20 protein-coding genes, 1 pseudogene and 1 CRISPR repeat array are annotated in these 23981 nt (G+C 62.6%); of the genes and pseudogenes, 14 read left to right on the top strand and 7 right to left on the bottom strand.

Translation table 11 applies throughout. The features are described from left to right. Positions 1–143 precede the first annotated feature (143 nt). Positions 144–1088 (top strand): glycoside hydrolase family 26 protein, encoded by a 945-nt coding sequence (locus tag CH295_RS06460; protein ID WP_094740104.1) that lies wholly within the window; start codon positions 144–146, stop codon positions 1086–1088. Here the strand turns inward: CH295_RS06460 and CH295_RS06455 are convergent, their stop codons facing one another. Further along, on the bottom strand, positions 1089–2072 hold the full coding sequence (locus CH295_RS06455; RefSeq protein WP_252341932.1) for a glycoside hydrolase family 26 protein: 984 nt from the start codon (positions 2070–2072) through the stop codon (positions 1089–1091). A 928-nt stretch (positions 2073–3000) separates the two neighbouring features. After that, positions 3001–3779: a CRISPR direct-repeat array (repeat unit 37 nt; unit sequence GTCCGATGTGAGGTCTCGCCGAAGGGCGAATTGAAAC). A 607-nt stretch (positions 3780–4386) separates the two neighbouring features. Between CH295_RS06455 and CH295_RS06450 the strand changes: the two genes are divergently transcribed. The 11 genes and pseudogenes from CH295_RS06450 to CH295_RS28500 all read left to right on the top strand — a co-directional run. Next, the gene (locus CH295_RS06450; RefSeq protein ID WP_094740102.1) at positions 4387–5943 is read left to right on the top strand and encodes a Cas10/Cmr2 second palm domain-containing protein; all 1557 of its coding nucleotides are present in this window, start codon (positions 4387–4389) and stop codon (positions 5941–5943) included. Continuing rightward, positions 5943–8270: an RAMP superfamily CRISPR-associated protein gene (locus CH295_RS06445; RefSeq protein WP_094740101.1), complete on the top strand. Its 2328-nt coding sequence runs from the start codon at positions 5943–5945 to the stop codon at positions 8268–8270. Before CH295_RS06450 ends, CH295_RS06445 begins: the two co-directional genes overlap by 1 nt. Then, a complete protein-coding gene (locus CH295_RS06440; protein WP_094740100.1) occupies positions 8270–9850 on the top strand; it encodes an RAMP superfamily CRISPR-associated protein in 1581 nt (526 codons plus the stop codon). The genes CH295_RS06445 and CH295_RS06440 overlap by 1 nt, the downstream gene beginning before the upstream one ends. After that, a complete protein-coding gene (gene csx19 / locus CH295_RS06435; RefSeq protein WP_094740099.1) occupies positions 9847–10437 on the top strand; it encodes a type III-D CRISPR-associated protein Csx19 in 591 nt (196 codons plus the stop codon). The genes CH295_RS06440 and csx19 overlap by 4 nt, the downstream gene beginning before the upstream one ends. Continuing rightward, positions 10434–12674, top strand: a complete 2241-nt coding sequence (locus tag CH295_RS06430; protein WP_094740098.1) for a TIGR03986 family type III CRISPR-associated RAMP protein — start codon at positions 10434–10436, stop codon at positions 12672–12674. The genes csx19 and CH295_RS06430 overlap by 4 nt, the downstream gene beginning before the upstream one ends. A gap of 91 nt (positions 12675–12765) precedes the next feature. After that, positions 12766–14190, top strand: coding sequence for a hypothetical protein (locus CH295_RS06425; protein ID WP_141216969.1), 1425 nt, complete (start codon positions 12766–12768; stop codon positions 14188–14190). A gap of 2 nt (positions 14191–14192) precedes the next feature. After that, positions 14193–14912, top strand: a complete 720-nt coding sequence (gene cas6, locus CH295_RS06420) for a CRISPR system precrRNA processing endoribonuclease RAMP protein Cas6 (protein ID WP_170945777.1) — start codon at positions 14193–14195, stop codon at positions 14910–14912. 64 nt (positions 14913–14976) lie between these two features. Then, positions 14977–15675, top strand: a complete 699-nt coding sequence (locus tag CH295_RS06415; RefSeq protein ID WP_094740095.1) for a reverse transcriptase domain-containing protein — start codon at positions 14977–14979, stop codon at positions 15673–15675. Positions 15676–15693: 18 nt separating this feature from the next. Continuing rightward, entirely contained in the window at positions 15694–16749 is a 1056-nt protein-coding gene (gene cas1 / locus CH295_RS06410) for a CRISPR-associated endonuclease Cas1 (RefSeq protein WP_094740094.1), read from the top strand. A 19-nt stretch (positions 16750–16768) separates the two neighbouring features. Continuing rightward, positions 16769–17068 carry a CRISPR-associated endonuclease Cas2 gene (gene cas2 / locus CH295_RS06405; RefSeq protein WP_212556146.1) on the top strand — a complete coding sequence of 100 codons (300 nt, stop codon included), beginning with the start codon at positions 16769–16771 and terminating at the stop codon, positions 17066–17068. 839 nt (positions 17069–17907) lie between these two features. Next, positions 17908–18051: pseudogene (locus CH295_RS28500) on the top strand (hypothetical protein); the annotation flags it as partial. Positions 18052–18082: 31 nt separating this feature from the next. Here CH295_RS28500 and CH295_RS06395 read toward each other — a convergent pair. The 4 genes from CH295_RS06395 to CH295_RS06380 are packed head-to-tail and all read right to left on the bottom strand — an operon-like array spanning position 18083 to position 20660. Then, positions 18083–18592 (bottom strand): Sec-independent protein translocase subunit TatA/TatB, encoded by a 510-nt coding sequence (locus CH295_RS06395; protein WP_252341930.1) that lies wholly within the window; start codon positions 18590–18592, stop codon positions 18083–18085. Beyond that, positions 18580–19398 carry a twin-arginine translocase subunit TatC gene (tatC, locus tag CH295_RS06390; protein WP_252341929.1) on the bottom strand — a complete coding sequence of 273 codons (819 nt, stop codon included), beginning with the start codon at positions 19396–19398 and terminating at the stop codon, positions 18580–18582. The genes CH295_RS06395 and tatC overlap by 13 nt, the downstream gene beginning before the upstream one ends. After that, positions 19395–19622 (bottom strand): twin-arginine translocase TatA/TatE family subunit, encoded by a 228-nt coding sequence (locus tag CH295_RS06385; RefSeq protein WP_037193794.1) that lies wholly within the window; start codon positions 19620–19622, stop codon positions 19395–19397. The genes tatC and CH295_RS06385 overlap by 4 nt, the downstream gene beginning before the upstream one ends. Before the next feature lie 33 nt (positions 19623–19655). Beyond that, entirely contained in the window at positions 19656–20660 is a 1005-nt protein-coding gene (locus CH295_RS06380) for a dioxygenase family protein (protein WP_094740092.1), read from the bottom strand. A 178-nt stretch (positions 20661–20838) separates the two neighbouring features. Here CH295_RS06380 and CH295_RS06375 point away from each other — a divergent pair, with 178 nt between their 5' ends. After that, on the top strand, positions 20839–21870 hold the full coding sequence (locus tag CH295_RS06375; protein WP_094740091.1) for an ABC transporter substrate-binding protein: 1032 nt from the start codon (positions 20839–20841) through the stop codon (positions 21868–21870). Here CH295_RS06375 and CH295_RS06370 read toward each other — a convergent pair. Continuing rightward, the gene (locus tag CH295_RS06370) at positions 21848–22468 is read right to left on the bottom strand and encodes a class I SAM-dependent methyltransferase (protein ID WP_094740090.1); all 621 of its coding nucleotides are present in this window, start codon (positions 22466–22468) and stop codon (positions 21848–21850) included. The genes CH295_RS06375 and CH295_RS06370 overlap by 23 nt on opposite strands. 96 nt (positions 22469–22564) lie before the next feature. Continuing rightward, on the bottom strand, positions 22565–23413 hold the full coding sequence (locus CH295_RS06365) for a GGDEF domain-containing protein (RefSeq protein ID WP_094740089.1): 849 nt from the start codon (positions 23411–23413) through the stop codon (positions 22565–22567). A 188-nt stretch (positions 23414–23601) separates the two neighbouring features. On the opposite strand from CH295_RS06365, the gene CH295_RS06360 reads away from it, so the two are divergent. Next, complete coding sequence (locus tag CH295_RS06360; protein ID WP_094740088.1) at positions 23602–23928, top strand: hypothetical protein; 327 nt, start codon at positions 23602–23604, stop codon at positions 23926–23928. Positions 23929–23981: the final 53 nt, after the last annotated feature.

Below are 23981 nucleotides of genomic sequence, written 5' to 3'. Positions count from 1 at the left end.
ACCAATCGGCTCACGAGCGCGGCAGTGAAGATGGAATGGGGTCGTCATTGACCTGGTGTCCCCCGACCACCAAAACATACCTCGAGATTGCTTGTGTCGCTGTTTTCGGACTGTCCGTCGTTTGATCTAACCTGGGAATCCTTATGACCCGCTTTCGGACGTCGTTGCTCACGCTCATCACTGTGCTGTCGGTCGCGGTCGGTGGCTGCTCGTCAGCGCCCGACCGCCCTGCGCGCACGTTCGGTTTATCCTCGGACGGCGAAAATGCCGGAGTGAGATCGGCTTTCGCCACCGGTGCGGAGCTGGGGAGAGAGCCCCAGGTGGTCAACTTCTTCGAGGCATGGGCGTGGCAGCGTCCGCTACCGGTGGGCACCCTGTACGAGATTCACAACCGAGGCGCGATTCCCGCCGTTACCTGGGAGCCGTGGGATCCGAACGCCGGCGAGTATCAGGGCAACTATTCACCGTCCCGCATTGCGTCCGGCGAGTTCGATGCATACATCACCCAATGGGCCGAAGCAGCAGCGCAATTCGATCAGCCCATGCAACTTCGCTTCGCACACGAAATGAACGGAACCTGGTATCCGTGGTCGGTCGACGATTCGCGAAGTACCGCTGACGACTACCTCATGGCCTATCGGCGCGTTCACGACATCTTCATGCGCACCGGTGCCAACAAGGTGCAATGGGTGTGGTCCTTCGACGGCAGCAGTGGCCGCGCGGAGGGACTGCCCACCGCCGAGGCGTCGTACCCCGGCGACATGTACGTCGATGTGATCGGCATCGACGGATACAACGGAGGCGGCGAGGCGACGTCGTGGCAGACGCCGGACGAGGTCTTCGGCGGGGCACTCCAGACAGCGAACGCCGTTGCGCCGGGCAAGCCGGTCTGGATCTACGAAACCGGAACCGGAGACCGGCTGGGTGACAAGCCCGCCTGGATCACCGACCTGTTCGAGTACCTGGAAGCAACCTCGGTCAGCGGACTGCTGTGGTTCGATTTCGACAAAGAGGGTGAGGCGAACTGGCGTCTCGACAGCTCGCCGGCCGCACTCGACGCAGCATCGGCCGCGCTGTCTGCCTGGTAGTCAGCTCCTGGGCCGTGCGGCGAGAGCCGATGCCAAGGCGGCAGCGGAGGCGGGACTGCTGTCTATGCGCCAATCCACTTCCTTGTTCATGTCGAACCACAGGAACCCGGTGACGTCCGGCTGCGCGGCCAGGTACTCGATCAACCGGGTGATCCAGGCAGGCTTGGACCCACCGGCCTCGGCGGACGCGACCTCGCCGACGACGATGGGCTTGCCCGGAGCGAGGGCCCGCACCTGCGCCAGTCCGTTGCCGAAGAGCTGATCCGGGGTCTGCCACACGCTCCATGACTGACTGGTTCCCCAGTTGTACCCGTCGAGCCCCACCACATCGACGTACTGGCTGCCGGGGTAGACCACCGACATGGGAACGGCATTGGGCACGTTGGGATTCCACACCCATTCGACGTTGGACGCGCCGGCTGCAGTGAAGAGATCGTGAACGTGGCGATACGCGCTCACGTAGTCGCCGTCGGTGTTGCCGTTGACCCGATCTGCCCACGGATACCAATTGCCGTTCATCTCGTGCGCGTACCGAAGCATCACCGGCTTGCCCCAATTGGCCAGTGACCGAGCCCATTCAATGATGTAGGCGTCGTACCGGCCCGCGGTGATATCCGAGGACTGGAAATCGGGCTGCACGACGCCCGCGCCCGCAGCCCACGGCTCCCACGTCAGCAGAGTCGTCGACCCGCGTGCATCGGCGGCGTCGAGCTCGGCGATGGGAGCGGGCTGTGCGAAGTCCTTGTAGATCACGGCGAGCGAGGCACGCTCGCCGAGAACGGATTCGATCTGCTCCAACTCCCATGTGGCGGAGGGACCGTTGGGATTGATGATGCCCAGACGCAGAGGTGCCGAGGAGATCTGTTGAGTTCGCGATGTCATCGGAGACGACGATGCCACGACAGTCGAACCGAGGACGAGCGGGATGACAAGGGCGGCAGCTACGACGCCGATCGTCCGCGCCAGCGACCTGGTGTTACTCATGCTGTGACGGTAGTACTCCGGCCGTTGCTGCAGGTCGGAACGGAAGTGCCAATTATGCTCCATAGCAACATGTTTGGCTGCTAGTTGCTGTCAGTCGGGCTGCGATACCGGTTTCGGGGCATGAACGGTCGGAGGGACTGTTTGTTCATGCTCGTGCAGACCGCGCGCTCTCGTCGTGGCTCGGCGAAGGCAAGGTGCAGTTCTGTCTCGCACCCTCGAAGCCGGTGTCATCTGTGCCCGACCCGGCTGTCATCTGATCCTGTCGGATCGAGGCCGATGCACTAAGCAGTGGCGTCGGGCTGCGGTTGTGCGGCGATGCGAGGTGGCCCGGTGGTGAGGTGCTTCGTGACGGGTTGTGCGGGTTGCTTCGGCGTCGGTGCGGGTGGCGTCGACGAGATGGCCCCGCGGTTCTTTATGGCGCTAGATGAATCACCCCAGGTTCTGTGCCGCCTCCAGTTGGGGCTGATGCTCGGGACGACAGTGAACCGAACGTGCAGCTATCGACGACCAGGACAGCCGCGTCGGCCGAAAATTCCGTACACGTACTTCTTTTCGCGACGCGTCATGCCCCGGGTGAGGTGGGCGGACAGCTCGCGCAGCAGGCCGGAGACGAGGGCGCTCGTGTACAAGCGGTACGCCAGCCCATTCGGACCCACACCTGACGCACTGCCACCTGCGGATATTGTGCTCAAGTGACGTTGCGCTGCTGGGATCCGGGTGTTCGGCTCTGTGACTGTCGTGCGTAATACGACGAGGGGAAGACGAGGGGGGCGAGCGGAGTGCCGGTTGCGGCGTCTGGTGTGTACCGCTCTGAGCTCCGGAAACAGCGTCTCGCGCTAGTGCCGGCACGCGTGCAGAGCTTTCCAGAGGTGCTGGTGTGCAGATGCCGTATACCGACGCTGGTCAAGAGCCGTCCTTTTTGGGTAGGGTCCGATGTGAGGTCTCGCCGAAGGGCGAATTGAAACTTCACATCAAGCGATCTTCGTTAGGACTCGCCCCCAGCCGTCCGATGTGAGGTCTCGCCGAAGGGCGAATTGAAACATCACATTGCTGCGGCTGTTCTGAACAACGTTCCGAGTCCGATGTGAGGTCTCGCCGAAGGGCGAATTGAAACCTGCTTGAACCGCACGATCATTTCTGGTTGCTTGGTGTCGTCCGATGTGAGGTCTCGCCGAAGGGCGAATTGAAACGCTTCCAGGTGCGGTAGCGGTGATGAGGATGTAGATGCCGTCAGGTGTGGGGTCTCGCCGAAGGGCGAATTGAAACGCTCGCATCGGCGATGGTCATTTCGTCCGCGGAAAGGTCAGGTGTGGGGTCTCGCCGGAGGGCGAATTGAAACTCCGCCGAAGCGATTCCTGCACCCAGCAGTGTCGTGGGTCAGGTGTTGGGTCTCGCCGGAGGGCGAATTGAAACAAAAGCCGAAGCCCTCAGCCTTGAACAGGTCGAAGAGGTCAGGTGTTGGGTCTCGCCGGAGGGCGAATTGAAACGAGCCGGCGAATGGGGAGGGATCTCCACTACCGGAGGCGTCAGGTGTTGGGTCTCGCCGGAGGGCGAATTGAAACTCCAGGGCCTTGACACGTCCGGTCAACTTTTCCAGCGTCAGGTGTTGGGTCTCGCCGAAGGGCGAATTGAAACGGCACGCCCGACAGGTAGTCGGTGGTGGTCGCTGCGTCAGGTGTGGGGTCTCGCCGAAGGGCGAATTGAAACGTTCCGGATCTGCCGCCACGTGTACTACGGCGCGATGTTAGATGTGGTCTGTTGCCGAAGGGATGAAACGGAGCTGCACCTGTGGAGGCTGTAAGGTGGCGGGTTTGGTTAGAACTGACTGGTTCGCGTGCCGTCCGCAGAGCGCTTCCTCAACCCGTCGGGCTGAATTAATCACCTCGTAACAAATGGCCGAGCGCCTGAATCAGTTTGAAGAAGTGGTTCCGGAACGGAGTTCAGTCCGATGGTGAACCGCATCCTGAGAGCTTCGTAGCGCCGACGATCGAGTTCAGCAAGAGACCATCTCGACATCTCGTACGTGTTGTCTTACAACGACATGTGTGGAATGGCTGTGAGGAGTTCGGAAACCGGCTGGTGCTTCGCATTGACGGGTCGGGGGAATGATCGGGATTGACGATGTAGTAGCCGGGCGTCTCGTAAGGTGTTTCCGCCTGTTTTGCTTGCTCCGCTGGCCTGCCGCAGGGTCCATCGATTGAACGACATCCGAGTGCTGCTTGGTCCACTACGGTAAGTCCGCAGTGTCCGGTCGGAGGGGGAACGCGATTTGAGTCGTCGGTGGATTGTCATCGAGACGGGGTCCAATCAGAAGTTGGTCTTTCAGACCAACAAGCAACGGCTGAATATCGCGGCGTCGCGTCTGATCTGGTGCGTCGGGTTCGAATGGATACCTGAGGCCGCCCAAGCTGCCGGGGTCAGCGCCGAAGACCACGTTGTGAAAGCGTCGGGACTCGGATACCTGCTCGCCACCCAGGAAGCCGGTCGAAGGATCATCGAGGCCGTCACCACCAGAGCCGTTGCCGAAGCTCCCGACCTGGAAATTTGGGGAGTCGTCGGTGATGTCGACGTCAACGAGGATTTGTCCAACCTCGGTCTCGCCCTCGGTGACGCACAGCGCCGACTCAGCCAGTGGCGGATCGACAAGCCCAGCTCGATCACTCGCGATGCCACTCTTCCGTATACGCAGCTGTGCGCCTTCACCGGGCGGCCGGCCACCCGCTATGTCGATGAGGGCGACCGAGGATCGGCGTATGCCGCGTCCGAAGGCGTCGCGAAGTTGTGGACGCAAGCGGAGGATGCGCGTAAGGCCCTCGTCAAGCGCCTCAGCGAAGGCGCTGGAGACTCGTCTCTGGTCGAAGCGGCCGTGGTCACCTACAAAGACCTGCAGTCTGGCGATGGCGTCGCCAACGACGGGTGGGTCGGTGTGTTGCATGCTGACGGCAACGGCATCGGCGACATCTTCACCAACCTCCGCCGAGTCGAATCGGGAAGTGAACTCCGCGAGTTGATTCGGACGATCAGTGAGACCTTGGAGCGATGCGCTTGGCAGTCGGTCACAAACGCAATCGAGACCATCGCAGGGGGCGCGACGCACGACGATGGCCCGCCGCCGACGAATTGGGTGCTACCGATACTGGTCGGCGGTGATGACATCACCGTGCTACTCGACGGACGATATGCCTTCGACTTCAGCTCCCAGTTGGCCGACGAGTTCGAGAGGTTGGTCAACGGGGAACCTGTGATCACGGAGACCCTCGAATTGATTGCGCTGTACCAAAAGGAATGGGTCGAATCCGAACTGATTCCAAGGGCGACCGCTCCGGAGCGGATTTCGTTGGCCTGCGGACTTGTCTACACCAAACCGCATCATCCGTTCAGCCACTCGGTCGACTTCGCCGAGCAACTCACGGGGTCGGCCAAGTCGGTTAAGCTCGAGGGACGAAGTGCGCTCGATGTGCATGTACTGCACGAGAGCGCTCTCCGAAACCTAGATGACGTGCGGGAGCCGATGGTCTTCGAAGGCCGCGCACTGTGGGCGGGCCCTATCGTGCTCGGTCGCGAGGATCACCCGCGACACAAGAAACATCTACGTGAAGCGATGCGGTTGATGCGTCCTAATGCATCGGACGATGGCCAAGCGCCGATACCGTCGGGCGTCCTGCATGATCTCCGGGAGGCGCTCACGACCGGTTCGAGCGCCGACCTGAACGCCGTAAAGGCACGTGCAACAGAAGTTGCTGTCGGGCGGGGCTACGAGTCGAACCTCACCATGCTTCTCGGTGAGCATCTCGAGCCGACCGGCGGGCCCGCGTTTTCTCGCCTGCTCACCGCAATGGAACTACTCGATGTGAACGCTGAGGAAAAGTGATGGCCGACAAGGCTTTCGACATCGAAATCGCATTTCGTTCGGACTGGCACATCGGAACCGGTACCGGACGGCACGGTTCCATCGACCGGTCCATCGTCACCGACGCGATCGGGTTACCGTACGTACCCGCCAAGACAGCGGTCGGGATGCTCCGCGACAGTGCTGAAATAGCGGCCAACGCTCTCGACGACGGCGGAGCGGGGGTCTGGACGCGATGGATTCGAGCGATCTTCGGTGACCAGCCGTCCACCACCGTCCAGAGAGGGGCGCCTCGTCCCGCATCACTGATGTCAGCGCCCCTGCTGCTCGCCGACCGGGAATCGATCGCCCACGCGTCGCTCTCGCCAGCAGGAGCGTCAGTGCTGACACGAGCCGACCTGATCGCTGCGACGAAAACGCTTCGAGCTGGAATTCGCATCGATGCGACCACCGGCGTCGCGCAGGAAGACATGTTTCGGATCGAGGAACGCGCGCGCGCCGGCCTCACCGTTCGAGCGAGGTGGCAGGTCGAATACCCGCAGAGCAAAGACAGCACCGGTGCCACGGCGCAAGCCGACGAGATCTGGCCAGCAGAGTTTCTACTGCTTGCCGCGGCAAAGATCACCCGGCAGATCGGCGGCAAGCGTCGCCGTGGCGCGGGGCGCGCTGACATCAAGCTCTCCGGACTCGAAACCCTCAGCGTCCTGACCGAGAAGGTCAGGGCTGGAACGATTCCAGAACCGTGGACACCACCACTTCGCCCGCGATACACACCCACCCGCAGCAGTGGCTCGACTGCGCGGCGGCCGCTGCGGCTCTCGCACACCATCACTGTCACAACTCAGCAGCCGCTGATCATCGACAGCGGACAGCGAGGCAACGTCGTCGAGACCGCAACCAGCATTCCGGGAACCATGCTGCTCGGGCCGCTGGGCCGACACCTGCCGAACCTCTCGGACTTGATTCGTGCAGGAGAGTTCGTCGTCACCGACGCCACGGTCGAGATCGACGGTGCCCGCGGACTGCCCTGGCCGCGGGCCTTGAACTTGTCGAAGGACGCTCCGGCTTCTGCGACGAAGGGCGAGCCACACGAGTACGTGAATGTGTTGCGGCCCCACCAAGAGAACCCTCGGCTGAAGCCGAAGCCGGACCGATACGTCGACTCGGCTTGCACCAGTTGGCGCACCGTCGACGTGGTTCAGAGCATTCACGCCTCCATCGACGACCAGCAGCAACGGCCCACCGAGGCCACCGGTGGGCTGTTCGTCTACAGCGGAATAGCTCCCGGGACCGTGCTGCGCGCCGAGGTGTTCCTGGCGGCCGGGGTGACGCTGGCGGACTCCACTCAGCAGGTTCGAATCGGCAGGTCGTCGAAAGACGACTACGGCCTCGCCACCCTGGTGATCACCTCCTCCGAACCAGTCGAAGCTTCGTCAGAAATACTGGCGGAGAGTGCATTCCCGGTCTGGCTCACCTCCGACCTGCTTCTGCGCGACGAGCGCGGTGCGGCGGATACACGAGCGAGTAGTTTCGTCGACGCACTGGCCCGAGCTCTGGGGGTGCCCGGCAAGCTACGGCTGGCCCCGACCTCCGCCGAGTCCGCGGACGGTGCCCCCTTTGCCGATGTCGCCGACAGTGCCGCGACTGGACTTGCCCGGCGGCACAGTTGGCAACGCAGCTGGGGCTTGCCGCGGCCCTCACTCTCCGGGCTCGCCGCAGGCAGCGTGGTGCTCATCGTCTCCCAAGTTCGTCTCGATCCAACGGCAATCGCCGGTGTCGAGGCGAACGGGGTCGGCGATCGAACGGCGGAGGGGTTCGGCCGCGTCCTCGTCGACCCGCCAGCATTGCGTGCCAACCGTCTTGACCTGCGGGAATGGTCCCTAAAGTCTGGGGCCCCGTCCACGGCCGATGTGCCGGTTGCAACGCCTGTCGCCGATGCTCACATTCGGGCCGCATGGCGGACTGTGATCGAGCGGACCGCGCTGCGGGTGGCCGCTCTCGAAAACCAGGCCACCGGCGTCAAGTCGGCTATCACCCGCTCGCAATGGGGATCGCTGCGGGGCATCGTTAACCGGGCCGGCGATGTCGAGGCCGCCAGGGCTTGGCGCACCGCTCCGAAGAGAGAAAGTAGATGGGGCGCAGCACAATTGAATGGCATGAAGCTGTTGCTCGAGACGGACAGCGGAGCACCGGATCATCCCATCTGGCACAAGCTGTTCGGCGCGACGCCCGATGATCTTCCTCCAAGCCCGTATGCCGAACTCACTCGCTGGGCCGTTCAGAGCTACCTCACCGAACTCATCCGGTTGGCAAGTCGAGACGCCTCGAATGAAGGGAGTGATATCTGATGCGGCGACTCCACGCTCGGTACCTTCTCACCGGCACCCTCAAAGCTAAGTCCGCCGTGCATATCGGCGGACTCGGACCGGACGGGACCGTTGACCTTGCTCAGGTGCTGGACGGGCAGGGCAGGGTGATTCTGCCCGGATCATCGTTGGGCGGAGTCATTCGGGCTGCGTTGGACGGTGGCGATACGGCCTGGTGGGGTATGGATTTGACCGGTGATCGCACCCGAGATCGGGATGCCAACGCCTCCCTCGTCGTGGTATCGGATGCTCTGGCGCAGGACGATGTGATTCTCGAGATCCGCGACGGCGTGTCGATCGATCGGGTGACTGGTGCAGCAGCGGGGACACATCTCTTCACTCGATACGTGGTGCCCGCCGGTACCAGGTTCGACTTCGAGCTGGGCATCGATGTGCCCGGGGCAGAAGAGGACCCGCAGGCACGCGGACTGGCCCTGCAGATCGCCGGCATCATGTCCGGTCCGGGCATTACCGTCGGCGCAGCCGGCACACGAGGACTCGGCGAGATGCAACTCATCGACGCTGCGCTCTGCCGCGACGACTTGGCGAGTGCCTCGGGTCTGCTCGCGCTGCTCAGCGACGAGTCCGAGCGAATCGAGCTGCCTGGCAAAGACACCCACACCTTGCAATCAGATTGTCCACCGGGAACTCTGCGGATCACTGTGCCATGGCGCGCATTGGGGCCGGTTCTGAGCAAGGTTGCCGACGACGGTGGTGTGGCCGACTCTTTCCCGGCAACCGCTGCCGGCGAGGATGGCACGCTTCGATTGCTCATTCCTGGTTCTTCCCTGAAAGGTGTTCTGCGGAGTCACGCCGAGCGCATCGTGCGCACACTGACAGGGTCTTCGGTGGACGGTGATTCCACCTTCGTCGCCCAGATGGCCGTCGCAGCAGCTATGCCGACGATCGGGGATGCCTTCGGTGAGGCAGCTGACCACAAGAACGGGACCGGCCGGCGAGGTCTGGTCACTGTGCACGATGTCGCCAGCAGGGTGCCCATTCCGCAAGCGGAATGGCACGCGGTCCGCGCCAACGGAGGAAATATGGAGGGCACTATCGAGGCCCGGCGCATCGCGTTCTACGCGGCGGTCAAGGCCCTCAACGAGATCACCGAGAACGACGGTCTGTGGTTCGATGTCGCCTCGCGCAACGCGATCGACCGGTGGACCGGCGCTGCCGCAGACGGCGCGCTGTACACCGGCGTCGAACCGTACGCCCTGCGCGACGACGTGTGGTCCGAGTTAATTCTCGACGTCGATATCACCCGCGCACGCCGCCGCACCGACACCCCGGTAGATGCGCTGTTGGCGCTGATGATGTTTCTTCTACGCGATTTCGCCGACGGGTGGCTGCCGATCGGCTTCGGCACCACTCGCGGGCTCGGATCGGCTACCGCGGACCCCGAAGCCATTCGGTTCAGCTTCAACGGTGAGGTAGCGGACACAGACTGCGCTGCGGAACTACACGAGAAATCATTGCAGGAGGTGCTCGTCGAGAATCACCTCAACGACCGGATGGAGCAGGCGTGGAACACGACCGTTCCGGAGTTGGTTACGCAATGACCACAAATATCGTCGACTACTCCATCGAACTCGCCTGCACCACAAGCATTGAAGCGATCACGGCGACAGCGGCCCTCGAACGGTTCGCGAACGATGAAGCAGCAGGGGTCGTCGGATTTGTCTATACCCCCAACGACGCGCCCTGGTTCCGTATGACGCCCGATGGAGCGCGGCTCCGCGATGAATCGGCAATCCCCGACGACGCATTCGAGCTGCGGGCTTTCACTCCCGAACAAGAGCTTCGGTGGTGGCGCACATCGGGATTCGATCAAGGCAAAGCCGTCATTTTGAGTGAAGCACCCGTAGTCGATGAAACATCGGCGACGGGAGCTGCCGGGCCTCACCCTCTGCGGCAGGGAGACGCCCGCTCGCTTCTCCTTTGGGGCACTGCGACATTCGCTTACGAAGACGGTTGGGCGCAATTCACGGATCGACGCGTCGGGGATCTCTGGCTTCCGCTCGAGACGCAACCGCCGACACACAGCCGGGCGCGACTAGCAGTGGTCGACTACGCAACGAGGGACGAACACGGCAACGTCGCAGTGGTCGACCAGCGGTTGCTTCGGATACAGGTGGAGGAACAATGACCGTTCAGATACCCCGTGACGATGTCCGGCCACACGGCCCCCGTAGGGCCAGTGGCAACGATCAGTTCATCAACCCCTACAATTTTGTCTCCACTCCAGGTCGCCCGAAAGGGAACTCCGACGGACTCGGCAACGCAATGCCGGTCGGCCATGCGACGTTCGCGCCGGGCACCTATACCGGCACCATCCCGGTCACGATCACCACTAGAACTACTTTGCTGCTGCCCGATCAGGCCTATGCAACACCTGCCGACGAAAACAATCCGCGCAGCGTGGGAACTCGTACACGCGGCCTTCTCGGCGACGCCCCGACAGCCGCGCCGTTGCTGATGGGATCCAGCGTGAAGGGAATGCTCCGCGCTGCGTACGAGGCGATCACCAACTCGACCGTCGGTGTGGTGAGCGATTCACATAGCCGGCCAGGGTCTATTCGGATGAAACCCCGCGAAGCGCTCGACCTATGCCCTGGACTGATCGAAGATGACCCCGTGAACTCAGGTGGACACCGCGTCCGATATCTCGAATATCTGAGACCTGCAAACTGGCGTGGGACGAATCCGCTTCCTGCACCGCACGTCCCCATCAATCGCGGGAACCGTTTCGCGGCGTCGAACGGTATCGCTCCAGCCGATCTCGACATGTGTGCAGTGCAGGCGTGGATACATCTTCTCCGGCACGAAGTCCATAGGAATGGCGCACCGCAGGTGTACCACTTCTGGCGGGTCAGTGACCTCGCATCCGCCGCAGGCAACCTACCTGCGAAGCCGAGTGTGCCGACGGTGGGCGGCCGCGACACTATCGTCAAAGAAATCGCCCCGCTACGAGTGCACGGCCGATTGCATTGGACGGGTGCGCCCTTCGCCGGAAAGCATGACGAACGGCTGGTGGTGACGCATGTGGATGGGCCAGCCGAAAGTAATTGGGACACCATCACCGTCGACGACGCTGACCGCGCCCGATGGGATGGCATCATCAAGTCCTACCTGGATGCTCATCGCAGTGAGGTCCCGGCGGTGCGAAACGCGAACTATGGAACCTATGCAAGCTCCGATGTCACCGCCCAGGGGTGGGCGTGGTGCCCTGGCCGCACGTTATATGTCGGACGCGAAGATGGCTCGGCTTGGTTTACGCCAGCGATGATAGGTCGGCGGGCATTTAGTGTCGCGGCGGCCTCGCAAATACCGAATCGAAATAGGCCAACCAGTGACCAGGCCGCCCTGTCTCCGGCAGACCGAGTCTTTGGATGGGTCAAGCAGGACGAAGGTGGCGACGATGAAAGACGCGGTCGCGCTTATCGTGGGCAACTCCGAGTCAGTGCACCGACGGTTGACCCGGGACCGGAGGGTATTCCGATCATCGAACACTTCGTTCCTGGAATCCGACTGGGGATACTCAACTCGCCAAAACCAACTCAATATCGCTTCTACGGTGGCGACGAGAATCAACATCCGAGGGCGAACGGCACCGAGCGCAATGTCGCAGAGGGTTACTCCAAGAAGAACAGTCGACTACGCGGACGCAAGTTCTACCTGCCGCAGCCCGAGACCTTCTTCGGAAAACCTGGTGCCTCGGAATACTGGGACCCGCGAGGGCAGAGCGCAGTTAGTACGGTTCAGGTTGGCGAAGTCACGCGCTACCGAGAATATCTGGGCATTGCCCCGGGCCCCGGTGAGAATCAGTTCAACAGCGTTGCGCTGGCGGTGAGAAGTTCGGTGCGCCCCAATGCGACGTTCCGCACGACCTTGTTCGTGGAGAACCTCTCTGCCGTGGAGTTGGGTGCGCTCCTCTGGCTTCTCGCCCTACCGGACGAGGCCGTGATGACTATGGGCCTCGGCAAACCGCTCGGGTTCGGCGCCGTGCGGGTGACCGCCGAATGGGAGAAGGTCGAACTGTTCGAGGCGTCGAACCTCACCGAGCGGTATCGGTCATTGTCGACGACGCCGGACCCCTGCGATGAGGCGGCGCTGCAGCGTCTGGTCAACAAATACGATGCCACGCTCCGAGGCCGTGCCGATCTGGCTCGTATCCGAAACGAGTTCCTCGACATCGCATTCGGCTACGTCGGTGTGCCGGTGCACTATCCGCGACATCGCCCACCTGGACAGCGCCATGGACGGTCGGCACCCCAGTCGGAGCTGTTCAAGTGGTGGGTGGCGAACGAGCAGCAGGGTGAACGCCACTGGTTGCCCGAAGTCGGGACGGCCGTTGCACCCACACTCCCATACCTCGATGAATGACGGACACGCAATTGAGGAGCCATAAATGATGCGTCGGCTCGCCAGAACGCCCCGTGGGCTGGTCGCTGTCTTACTGTCATCGACTCTGGTCGTGACTACCGCTCTAGTAGGTCTGGTTGTGGAGGACTTCCTCCGGCACGAAGAAGGTCAATCAACGATCGACCCCGACCATTTCACCGTCCCGCGGCTGAGCTTTACAGTCGCGTCCCTCGCCATCCTGTGGTGTCTTGCCTGGCTGGTGACATTCCAGCGCCGGACCAATGGAACGCTCTACTATCTGCGGATCCTCGATGAACGTGCTACGGATCTTCACAAGAAGGCGAACGCGCATAGCCAGAAGCGGTCGCTCGACTATCGAAGCGTGACAAGCTCGCTCGATCTGGGCACCGGCAGGATAGTAGATCTTGCTGAGGTAGTCGAGAAAGCGCGCGCCGATCTCGAACGTGCGGCCGCCACCGACGACCAATCATCTGCCTTCGAACTTGCTCCGAATGCTCACTGGCCGATCGAATTTGCCATCGGGTATCAATGGCCGCTGCCCGACACGACAATGCTCATCGAATTCGACCGCGACCAAAAAAATCCCAGCTTTACCGAACCTTCGCAAGTGTCCGAGCCACTCGAAGAAATTCGGTCGCCAAACGACAGAGACTTCGATACGACACTGGTGCACCTGGACATTCATCTCTCGGTTGGCCCGCCCCTCTCGGATCACCAAGTAGAGGAGATAGATCGGCAACTCTTCGGCCGGACCGCAGACTCCACGGTCCTTGTTGGTTGGGGTACGAACGGACCGACCGACTGTGCCGCACGGCAGGCTGTGACGGTCGGCAAAAATGGAGTGTGTCCGCGAGAAGCGGCCGAGCTCATTGCCCGAACGATGCTCGAAGCGTTGGACAAGCACCCACGGGCCTCGGTTGCGGTCACGCTGAACACGCCGAAATCGGTGGGCGTGCTCGCCGGGCGCTATGTCGCTGCATACCTTCAGAAGCCGAATTCCGGTGAACAGTCTCGGCATTGGATCAGTCCATGGCGGCGGCTGCATCTTGTCGCCCGCAACAAGACAAACTTTTCAGCTGGCACGGAAGGGCAGGCACAGATCATGCGCGTGCATTCGAGTCAGCCTATCGAACCTCCTTGGTGGCAACCGATTCCGGCAGCCGGGGTCGTCGTCAACCTCACTCCGCACGATCTCGCCGTATACGAAGGCGATCAGATTGCGCTGTCTGCGCCTCGATCGAGTGTGCCCGCGCGAATCGCCGAGATGCGCGGCGAGCCGGGCACGGTGTCTCTGAATGGCTGTGCAACAACGGTTGTGGATGTTTCTCACCTGGACGAGGCCACCGGGCTCCCCGACCCAGTGGACGGAAACTTCTATGTCGTGTCTCGAATTACCGCGCAGACGCTCCGTCGGCGAAGTGATCTGTTGTTTCCGCTGGACGAGGTACGCAACGATGATGCTCAGATCATCGGATGCCGTGCACTCGGGCGGTTCCGTCATCGAGTCGGGGAGTAAGTATGCTCAGCCGCTGGGCAATTCCGATCGCAGGCATCGACCCTGCGGGGGTCAAGCTCGATCACTTGCACGCTGTGGCGTGTCGATGGGTCGATGACGAGCACTGGCGTTCACCGAAGGACTGGTCCGTGCGGCCGATGCGGTCCGTTGACGGTATGGGTGTCGTGGAGGTGGCGACGCTGACACACGCGGCGCGCGATCGCCTCCTCGGCAGAGTGTCGGCGGGATCGGAGGTGCGCTTCGGTGGCAGCCGCGGCACTGTGCTCACCGACCCCCATCCGGTGGCGAGCGCCGACTGGACGGAGTTCACGACGCAGACTGCAGCGGCGTCGTGGGACGTGCATTTCCTCACTCCCACAGCCTTCGGCAACGGCAGCAGATTCAGCCCGTGGCCGGATCCATTTGCGATGGGACGGTCGCTGATACAGCGGTGGAATGCCGTACATCCCGAAGGGGCGATCGAGATCGACCCCGCAGGATGGAGCAAGGTCTGGGTTAGCGATGTCGATGGATGTAGCGAAGTCCTTCACCTCGCGGGCCTCACCGTCTCCGGATACCTGGGGCGCATTCGCTATGTGTGTACGGACCCAGGCGTCGCGGGAGTGTTCGACAGGCTGTTGAGGTTGGCCGAGTATGCGGGCGTGGGGCGATACACAGCCCGAGGCCTCGGTACGGTTGCGATGGTACCGCTTTCGCCGTCGGTCGGGCAGTCTGTAGCGTAGCCATGACGGCGGAAAGCGCGTTGTTCGCATCGGTCGTCGATAAACTCGACGTGCTTGGGAAACGATCCTGTCCCGTCAGGAAGAATCGTCGCCCTCGGTCGGGGTATCTCGTTTCGAGCAGGATGCGGAGCTGCGAATCGAACGGCTGCAATCCGATCTCATTGCTGGCACCTACCGGCCTGGAAATCTCCATCAGATCCTGATTCCGAAGAGTGACGGCAGCTTTCGCGCTTTGGCGGTTCCGACAGTTGTGGACCGTATCGTCGAACGAGCGTTGTTGACCACGATCACACCGCACGTCGATCCGTGGCTCGGCGCAGCGTCGTACGCGTACCGGCCAGGTATCGGTGTGGCCGATGCAGTTCAGGCGGTGGCGCGCCACCGCGAAGCCGGTATGGGCTGGGTACTGCGGGCCGATATCGAGGACTGTTTCGCGACTGTGCCCCGTGAGCACGCCTTGCGACTTCTGCTCGCTACGCTGCCGGATGATTCACTCCGGTCGGTGTTGATGATGCTGCTCGAGCGTCGTGTGTTCACCCCGCATGGGTTGCGGGAGGTGTCCGGTGTGCCGCAGGGCACCTCGCTGTCTCCACTGATGTCGAACCTGGTGCTGGTCCGGATGGATAATGCGTTACTCGACAGAGGTTTCGCTCTGGTCCGGTTCGCCGATGATTTCACCGTACTGTGCGAATCCGCCAACGATGCGTGGGAGGCAGCTCGGACCGCCACCGGTGTACTACAGGAGTTGAAGATGAAGCTCTAGTCCGAGAAGACCGAAGTGATGTCGTTCGAGGACGGGTTCTGTTTCCTCGGAGAGGATTTCGGGCCCCGCTACCCACCTGTACTTGCAGAGCACCGAATTGCCGAACCAGACCGGCGTGTGGTCTACATCGCGCTGCAGGGCAGTAGGGTCTTTGTTTCTAAAGGCCGATTGCTTGTCGAGTCGCGGGATGACGAGAAGATCCTAGACGCCCCAATCTCGCTGGTAGCTCGGGTCGTATGCTTCGGGTCGATTGGGGTGTCCGCTGGTGTGCGTGCTTGGGCGTTGTCCCGAGGAATCGATGTTGTGTTCCTGTCCCGCCGTGGGTCATACCAAGGGCAGTTGCTTGCTGGAAGTTCGAGTACCCGCGTCGCGCGGTTGCGCGCACAGATCGAAGTCTCCGGTGATCGAGATCGGGTACTCGGTTTTGCGCGGGAAGTAGTCGACACGAAAATTCGACACCAGATCACGGTAGTTCAGTGGTTCGGCCGCCGGGATCGCGCCGATGACATTGCCGAGTTGGTCGGTCGCATGAGGGCGATGACCAGCCTGCTGCCGGATTCGGAGACGGCGGAGGAGGTCATGGGGTTGGAGGGAGCGGCGGCGCGCAGCTACTTCGAGGCGTTGGGCATGCTGCTCCCGGCCGATATGGGCTTCGATGGTCGCAGTCGACGTCCGCCGACCGATGTGGTGAATGCTGCGTTGGGATACGGGTACGCCGTACTGCTCGGCGAGTGCGTCTCTGCCATCGTCGCCGCCGGTCTTGACCCGGCTTTCGGATTGCTGCATACCGAATCCGGACAACGACCCAGCCTTGCCCTGGATCTGATGGAGGAGTTTCGGCCGCTGATCGTCGACGAAGTAGTGGTGGCGCTCACCCGTCGCGGTGCGCTCACTGTGGATCATGGGCAGCGTCGGGAATCTGATCCGGGTGTGTGGCTGACCAAAGCTGGCAAGAACATTCTCACCGATGCCTACGAGAGGCGGATGTTGCAGATCACGAGCGGAGCATTACCCGGATTTCGGGCAGCCTGCGTCGCCACGTGTATCGGCAGGCGGAGCGGTTTGCTGCGTTGATCGGCGGCGAGGCGAATGAATGGACGGGTTTGTCGTGGCGCTGACGGTGATCGCCTGCTACGACATTTCCAATGATGACCGGCGAGCGAAGGTGGCTGCTCGTTTGCAGCGGTGGGGTGACCGCATTCAGTACAGCGTATTTCTCTGTACGATCGCCGCTGAAGAGCTGGCAGCGCTGGTGGAGGCTGTGACCGCCATCATCGATCCGGACATCGATTCGTTCTTCGTCGCGCGACAGTGCGGCACTTGTTGGAACGGCCGCATCATGGTGGGCCAGTCCCAGCCGACACCGGCACCGTTGTTTTGGGCGGCATTCTGACAAAGACGATGGGGCTGAGCAAAGTGGCGAGCGAGGAAGGGGTGAGGGCGTTTGGTGTGCACTCGGTTTCACCTGCGGAAACAGGGTCCTGTCCGGTGATTTTCGTTTATCGAACGGTCTGCCAGCGACTCTGGTGTGCAGAGGTTACACATCAGTGCTGGTCCGGTGGCCGATTCTTGAGGTAGGGTCCAAGACGCGGTCTCGCCGAAGGGCGAATTGAAACGGCTAGATGACCATCATGGACGACATTGCAGTTGCGTCCAAGACGCGGTCTCGCCGAAGGGCGAATTGAAACGGTGAGCCACGCATCAATCGATGGTCAGATCTCCACCGTCCAAGACGCGGTCTCGCCGAAGGGCGAATTGAAACGAACCGACGAGCTCCGGATCAGAACGTGACGGTTCTGGTCCAAGACGCGGTCTCGCCGAAGGGCGAATTGAAACCAGAACTCGACGGTGTACTTTACGAGCGCGACAATTGCACTGTCCAAGAAGCGGTCTCGCCGAAGGGCGAATTGAAACTTGTAGACACCCCTAGTATGTGATCTCGCGTTGCACTCAGTCCAAGACGCGGTCTCGCCGAAGGGCGAATTGAAACCGCTACTCGAGTATCGAACCTGCGTAGTGGTTCGCCGTCCAAGACGCGGTCTCGCCGAAGGGCGAATTGAAACCACGATCGGACCCCGAGACACGGTGACTGCAGCCGCGGTCAGGGTCCAAGACGCGGTCTCGCCGAAGGGCGAATCGAAACCCTCTTGGCACGAAGTGCGCCGATTGTAGCCGCGAGTCCGTCCGAGGCACGGTCTCGCCGAGTGGCCAATTTAAACCGGCAACCATCAGATGTTGAGGCAGACGACCAAAAGCGTCCGATGCGCACTCTCGCGAGTGCAGGATATTGCCGCACGCGTCGGGGCAACTGCTCTGCAATTGCAAGCTGATTCTCCGGGAAGCCGCGATGTGCTGATGCTCGGCGTAGACAAAGTGCAGTTCGGTTTCGGGACCTTTGAGGCCGGCGTCATCTCCGTGCGGAACGGCTGTCACCTGACGTTGTCGGATCAGGACCGGTATTCGAAGTGGCGGCTTCGGGCCGCCGTCGTGCGGCGATGCGCCGCGGATCGTCCTGGGGTAGTGAGTCGATGAGGATGCGTCGGGGATGCGATGCGGGGCCGGTGATGAGGTATTTCTGGCCGGGTCGGACGCGGGTTGCTTCTGCGAGGACCTGCTCGGTTGCGCAGTCGGTGTCGTGTAGTTCGTCGGTGGCACGCAGGGGTTCGGTGTCACGCAATGCGTCGGTGACTATGCGGCGGGGGTCGTATTGCCGCAGGTTCATCGATTCCCATTCGGAGCGTCGAAGCGGAACGCCCATTTCGACTTCGGCGGCCGTGCGGGTGGTGTCGACGAAGTGGCGCACAGTGCGCACGGCGCGGGTGAGTTGGTGGGCGTATCCGGGGAGGCGCGAGGGGCCGAGGACGAACCCGGCGATGATCGCGACCAGGAAGAGTTTCTCGAAGGTCAATCCGAACATGATGTGAGCTCCGGTTTCGGTGGTGTCAGGGCGCGTCGAGCGGCTCGTCTGTCGTGCACTTCGGTGATCGCGATCGCTGCCCCGAACAGTGTGGCCATGGGAACCGCGACCAGGAACATCGACAGGACGTCTGCGGCGGGCGTGACCAGTGCACTGAACAGCGCGATGCCGACGACGCTGATACGCCAGCTGCTGCGCAGCCTGCGCGCGGAGAGGATGCCGAGGCAGTTGAGCATCACCAGCAGGGCCGGGAGGACAAAGGCGATGCCGGTGGCCAACACGATCTTCATGACGAAGTCGACGTAGTAGGAGGCGTTGAGGATGGTGCTGTCCTGGTCTGAGGAGAAACCGGCGAGGACGCTGACCATGCGGGGGAAGATGGCGAACCCGAACACGCAGCCGGCGACGAACAGTGGAGCGGCGGCCGCGGAGAATCCGTAGACGTACTTCTTTTCCCGACGCGTCATGCCGGGGGTGAGGTAGGCGAACAGCTCACGCAACCACACGGGAGACGACACGATGACGCCGGTGAACAGCGCAATCTTCAGTTCGAGATCGAAAGCGCCGGTGACGGTTTCGAAGTTGAGGCTGGCCTGGCGGGTGAGGGCGAGTTCTTCGACGGGTGCGCGCAGGATGTCGAGAATCTGATCGGACAGCGCGAATCCGATTGCTATGCCGACGAGCAGCGACACCGCCGCGCGTATCGCGCGGCGACGTGCCTCGCGCATATGCCCCGCAAGAGGCATGGTGCCCCGTGGGGTGGCAGGCAGTGTGGCTGAGCCCTGCGCGGCGGTGGCTGTGCTCACGACGTGTGTCGGTACGGAACCGGCGTGGATGCAGCGTCGGCGAACACCGGTGCCGGCGTGTCGTCACGCGTGGCGGTCTTCTTCTCCTCGCGCACTTCGTCTTTCAGGATGCGCAATGACTGGCCGACGCCCTTGGCGAGTGAGGGGAGCTTGGTGGAGCCGAAGACGAGCAGCAGGATGGCGAGAACGATGAGTGCGTGCCAGCCGGTGAGGTTGTGCAACATGGTGTTTCCTTCGGGGGTGTGGGGTGAGGGTGATCAGTTGGTGGGTGCGGATCCGCCGGCCGGGGGAGTGCCGCCGCCCATCGGAGCCTGGCCGCCGCCGCCTCCGCCTGCTCCGCCCGAGGGCGGCGCGCTCATGGTCGGTTCGGTGGTGGCGTCGATGGCCACGGCGAGCGATCCGACGTAGCCGGAGGTGGGATCGCCGGTGAAGGTTCCCATCTCCAGGTCGTAGCCGTCGCCGAAGACGTTGTCGTTGTCGAGGCTGCCCATCTGGGTCAGGTTCTTCGCCGAATCCGGGTACAGGTCCGTCTTCTCCTGGTAGATGGTCTCGAGCATGTCCTGCGGGAATGCGACCTGCGATGTGGCGATCGCGTTCTCGACGTTGGTAGCCGATGCGGCGTCGGGATAGACCTCGTAGTGAATGTGGGTCCAGCGTCCGGAGTAGCAACCGGGAACGATCGTGTCGAAGGTGACCGTGCCGTTGGCATCGGCGACCTGAATTCCGCGAAGGTACGTTTCGTCCTCGATGCCCTCGGAGTACATCGAATACTCGCCGGAGGCGTTGCACTGCCACAGATATACGGCCGCGCCGGTGTAGGGGCCGTTGCTGTTCGCGAGGTCGGTGAGGGTGAAGGTGAGCGAGAGGGCAACCCCGCTGACCGTGGTGCCGCCGTCCAGGCTGGACGTGATGTCTCGGCGCACGATTCCGGACTCTCCCAGCACGTTGACGCCGTTCGTGCCGTCGGCCGGGTAGGGGCCGTTGGTCTCCTGGGGGATCTCACTGGTGGCGCTCGCGGTGGTCGCCGACGTGGAAGCTGCAGTGGTGGTGCTGCTTCCGGCGCTGGAGGTACTGGAGCAGGCGGCGAGTGCGAACGCACCGGCCCCGGCACCGACGAGGCTGAGCACACGTCGGCGAGTGACGAGGGTGGTGATGTCGAACCCGGCACCCTGATCGACCACTTCCTCATCGGGGCGGTCGAGGAGTCGTCCCTCGTAGGTGGGCCCGGCAGAAGTGTTGGTGGGCTCTGGAATTCGGGGCATCGTCGGTCTCCTCTGAGATGGCAGCGGTTCTTTCGGTAGTGCCAATACTCTGGGACGTTCCGGTGAGGACGCTGAACTCTCGCTGCAAGGTTCCTGTGAGCCGAACGCAGGGGGTGTTCAGGCAAAAGGAAGCTAAGGCTAACCTATAGGTTCCGATTCGCCGAGCTACAGGAATTTCATGACTCATCGCCTCACGTTCCGCTTCGCTGCAGTGCTCACCGCCGTGGCAGCCGCATCCATCGCACTGGTCGGCTGCAGCTCGTCCGATTCGACCGACAGCCCGACCGAGTCACCGTCCACCGGCTCGTTTCCGCTGACCGTGCACCACATGTACGGCAACACCACGCTGGACGCGGTACCCGAACGGGTCGCGACATGGGGATTCGGCACCACCGACGCGGTGCTCGCCCTCGGGGTCGTCCCGGTGGCGATGCCGTCGGCCGAGTACGGCGGAGGTGATGATCTGATCTATCCGTGGGTGTCCGACGCGATCGAGTCGCTCGGCGGTCCGGCCCCGGTTCTGCTCGACAACGTCACGGACGCACTGTCCGTCGAGAAGCTTCTCGCCACCGACCCCGACGTCGTGTTGGCTCCGCACTCCGGGCTGACCCGGGCCGAATACGACGCGGTGACCGCTGCCGGAGTTCCCGTCATCGCCCCGCCCGAAGAACTGTGGTCGACGCCGTGGCGCGACGTCATCACCACGACCGGTAATGTTCTCGGGGTCCCCGAGCGCGCACGCGATCTCGTGGCCGACCTGGATCGCCAGGTGCAGGACGCAGGCGCTCGGAATCCCGAATTCAACGGCCGCACAATTGCATACGTGTCCGAGGCTGCCGACGTGTACTACCTACTGTTGCCGTCGGACCCGCGAGTGGAGCTGCTCGAGAATCTCGGCTTCGTCTCACCGGCATCGGTGACCGACCTCGCGACCGACGATGCCACCTACTCGACGACCGTCTCGGCGGAGAACATCTCCAAGATCGACGCCGATGTGGTGTTCACGCAGGTCGATACCGAGGACGCCCTGCAGCAGTTCCTCGATTCGCCTGTCTCACGGCAGATTCCGGCCGTTGCAGCAGGCGCCGTCGCCGGATTCGTCGGGCAGGAAGCCGGAGCTGCAGTGGGCCCGACGGCACTGTCGATACCGTACTTCCTGCCGACACTCGTCGACGGACTCGCCGAGGCTATCGCTGTGTCCGCGAACTGACCCGAACCACCGCATCGCGCAACGTCTTCGAGTGCACACCCACACCGCCGACGGTCCTGGAACGCTCGATCGCGGTGTCGATGTGCCATGAGGAGGCGTCGAACAGGGCGGTGATGTCTTTCGCGGTGACGGTGGCCTCGTGCGGCGGTTCGCCCTCGTGTGAATGATGGTGTGCGCCATCGTGCAGATGTCCGACGATGAGCAGTGAACCACCCGGCGCGACCCACTGCGCGATGTGTCGATAGAACTCCAACTGTGGAATCGACGGATGCGCGTAGTGGGTCATCACCAGATCCCATCGCTCGGTGGGGTTCCAGGTCGTCAGGTCGGCTTCGATCCAGGTGACGCCGACCCCTGCTGTCTGCGCTTGCTGCGCGGCGGACTGGAGGGCGGCTGCGGAGATGTCGGCACCGGTGACTTGCCAGCCCTGCTCGGCGAGCCAGATCGCTTCCCCTCCGGTGCCACATCCTGCGTCCAGCGCGGTACCGGGCGTCGATCCGGCTGTTTCCTCCACGAGGTACGGATTCGCGGCGACGGTATGGGATGTTCTGTCATCCCAATGGTGCTCCCAGTAGTCCTTGTCGAATGCGTGAGTCATCGATCGTCCTCTCCCGGTGGTGTCCCGGTATCAGGGTGACAGCCAGCGCAGCTTCATGGCAAGTATTGTTGCCGTATCAGCAAATGGGGCGCTGTCTCAGTGAGGGGCGTCGGTGATCATTCGATTGCGGCCGGCGCGCTTGGCCTGAAACATCAGAACGTCGGCTCTGTCGAGTGTGTTGCGAAGGCCTTCGTTCGGACGCTGGAGTGTGTATCCGGCCGAGAACGTCACCCCCGAAGAAGCCATGGCGGCTGCAAGAGCCTCGAGTGATCGAAGAGCACCGCGCCGATCGCAGTTGCGCAGGGTGATAACGAATTCCTCACCGCCCCAACGTGCCAGGAGCCCATCGACGCCGATGCAGCTGCGGGCATTCGACACGAAGTCGCGGAGCAACGCGTCGCCGGCTGCATGGCCGAAGTGGTCGTTGAACTGTTTGAAGTGGTCCAGATCGAGAACCGCGACGACTGTGTCGACCGAACTGTCGTCGACGACGGACACCGCGTAGTCCGACCAGCCGCGACGGTTGAGTGCCCCGGTCAGTTGATCCGTTCGGGACGCACGCAGGATGCCGTCCTCTATTTCCTTTCGTTCGGTGATATCGAGAGCGGCAGCGAGCGTCCACTCGGCATCGGACGGACCGGTGAAAGGAACCAGAGTCAGAAGAACCCAGCGAATCTCGTCGTTCGGTCGAACGAACCGCACCTCGACCTTCACGGATTCTTCCGCGGCCGTCCCGGCGGCCATCAGATCCTCGACGCTGCCGTGGAGCGGAAGGTCGTCCGGGTGAGTGTGCACCGTCGCGGATCGACCGATCAGTTCAGAGGAGGTCAAGCCGACGAGTTCGCAGTAGGCGGCATTGACGTCGACGAAGAGCCCATCGGCATCGGAGAGAGCTTGCGCCACGGGGCTGGAGGCGAACATGAGCCGGTACCAGTGATCCTCCACGACGCAACGACCCGCTTTCTTCCCTCTCCTGCACAGGAAGTCTAGTCGAGGTGGGGTCCAGCCCAACGGTGTGTGCGCGTGTGCAAAACCGGGCGTTCTCGCGCCCGATCGGTGCCGTCCAGGGGATTGGCACTCTCAACCGTCGAGTGCCAAAATGGAGGCACATTCTCACTCGAAAGGAGTCCGCAGTGACCGTCACCTCTCCCCACTTCGATACACGTGATTCGGACGACGACATGCCACCGAAGTGGTGGAACCGACGCATCCGTACCCGCGCTCAGGTGACCGAGATCGCCGTCATGTTCGGCGCGCTGTCGATCGTCTCGTTCTGGGCTGCCGGGCTCGGCATCGCGGCAGGATTGATCGCCGTCGCTTCCGCGCTCTGGGCCGATCGCAGCCCCGATCTCGCCGGGGAGCGAGCCGAACGCTCCGACACCGCCTTGGCCGTCGGCACCGGAATTCTCGGCATCGTCGTCGGCGTCGGATTTGTTGTGATGGTGTTGCCGTACTGGTGACGTGACTCCCCGAGGCCGGTCGATCGCACAGCGGTCGGCCGGTTTTGTCGTTT

Origin of the sequence: Rhodococcus sp. 14-2483-1-2 (assembly GCF_002259405.1) — a bacterium.
In the GTDB taxonomy this organism is placed as follows: domain Bacteria; phylum Actinomycetota; class Actinomycetes; order Mycobacteriales; family Mycobacteriaceae; genus Rhodococcoides.
The sequence above is the reverse complement of the archived record's forward strand: the minus strand, read 5'-3'. Positions and strand labels throughout refer to the sequence as shown.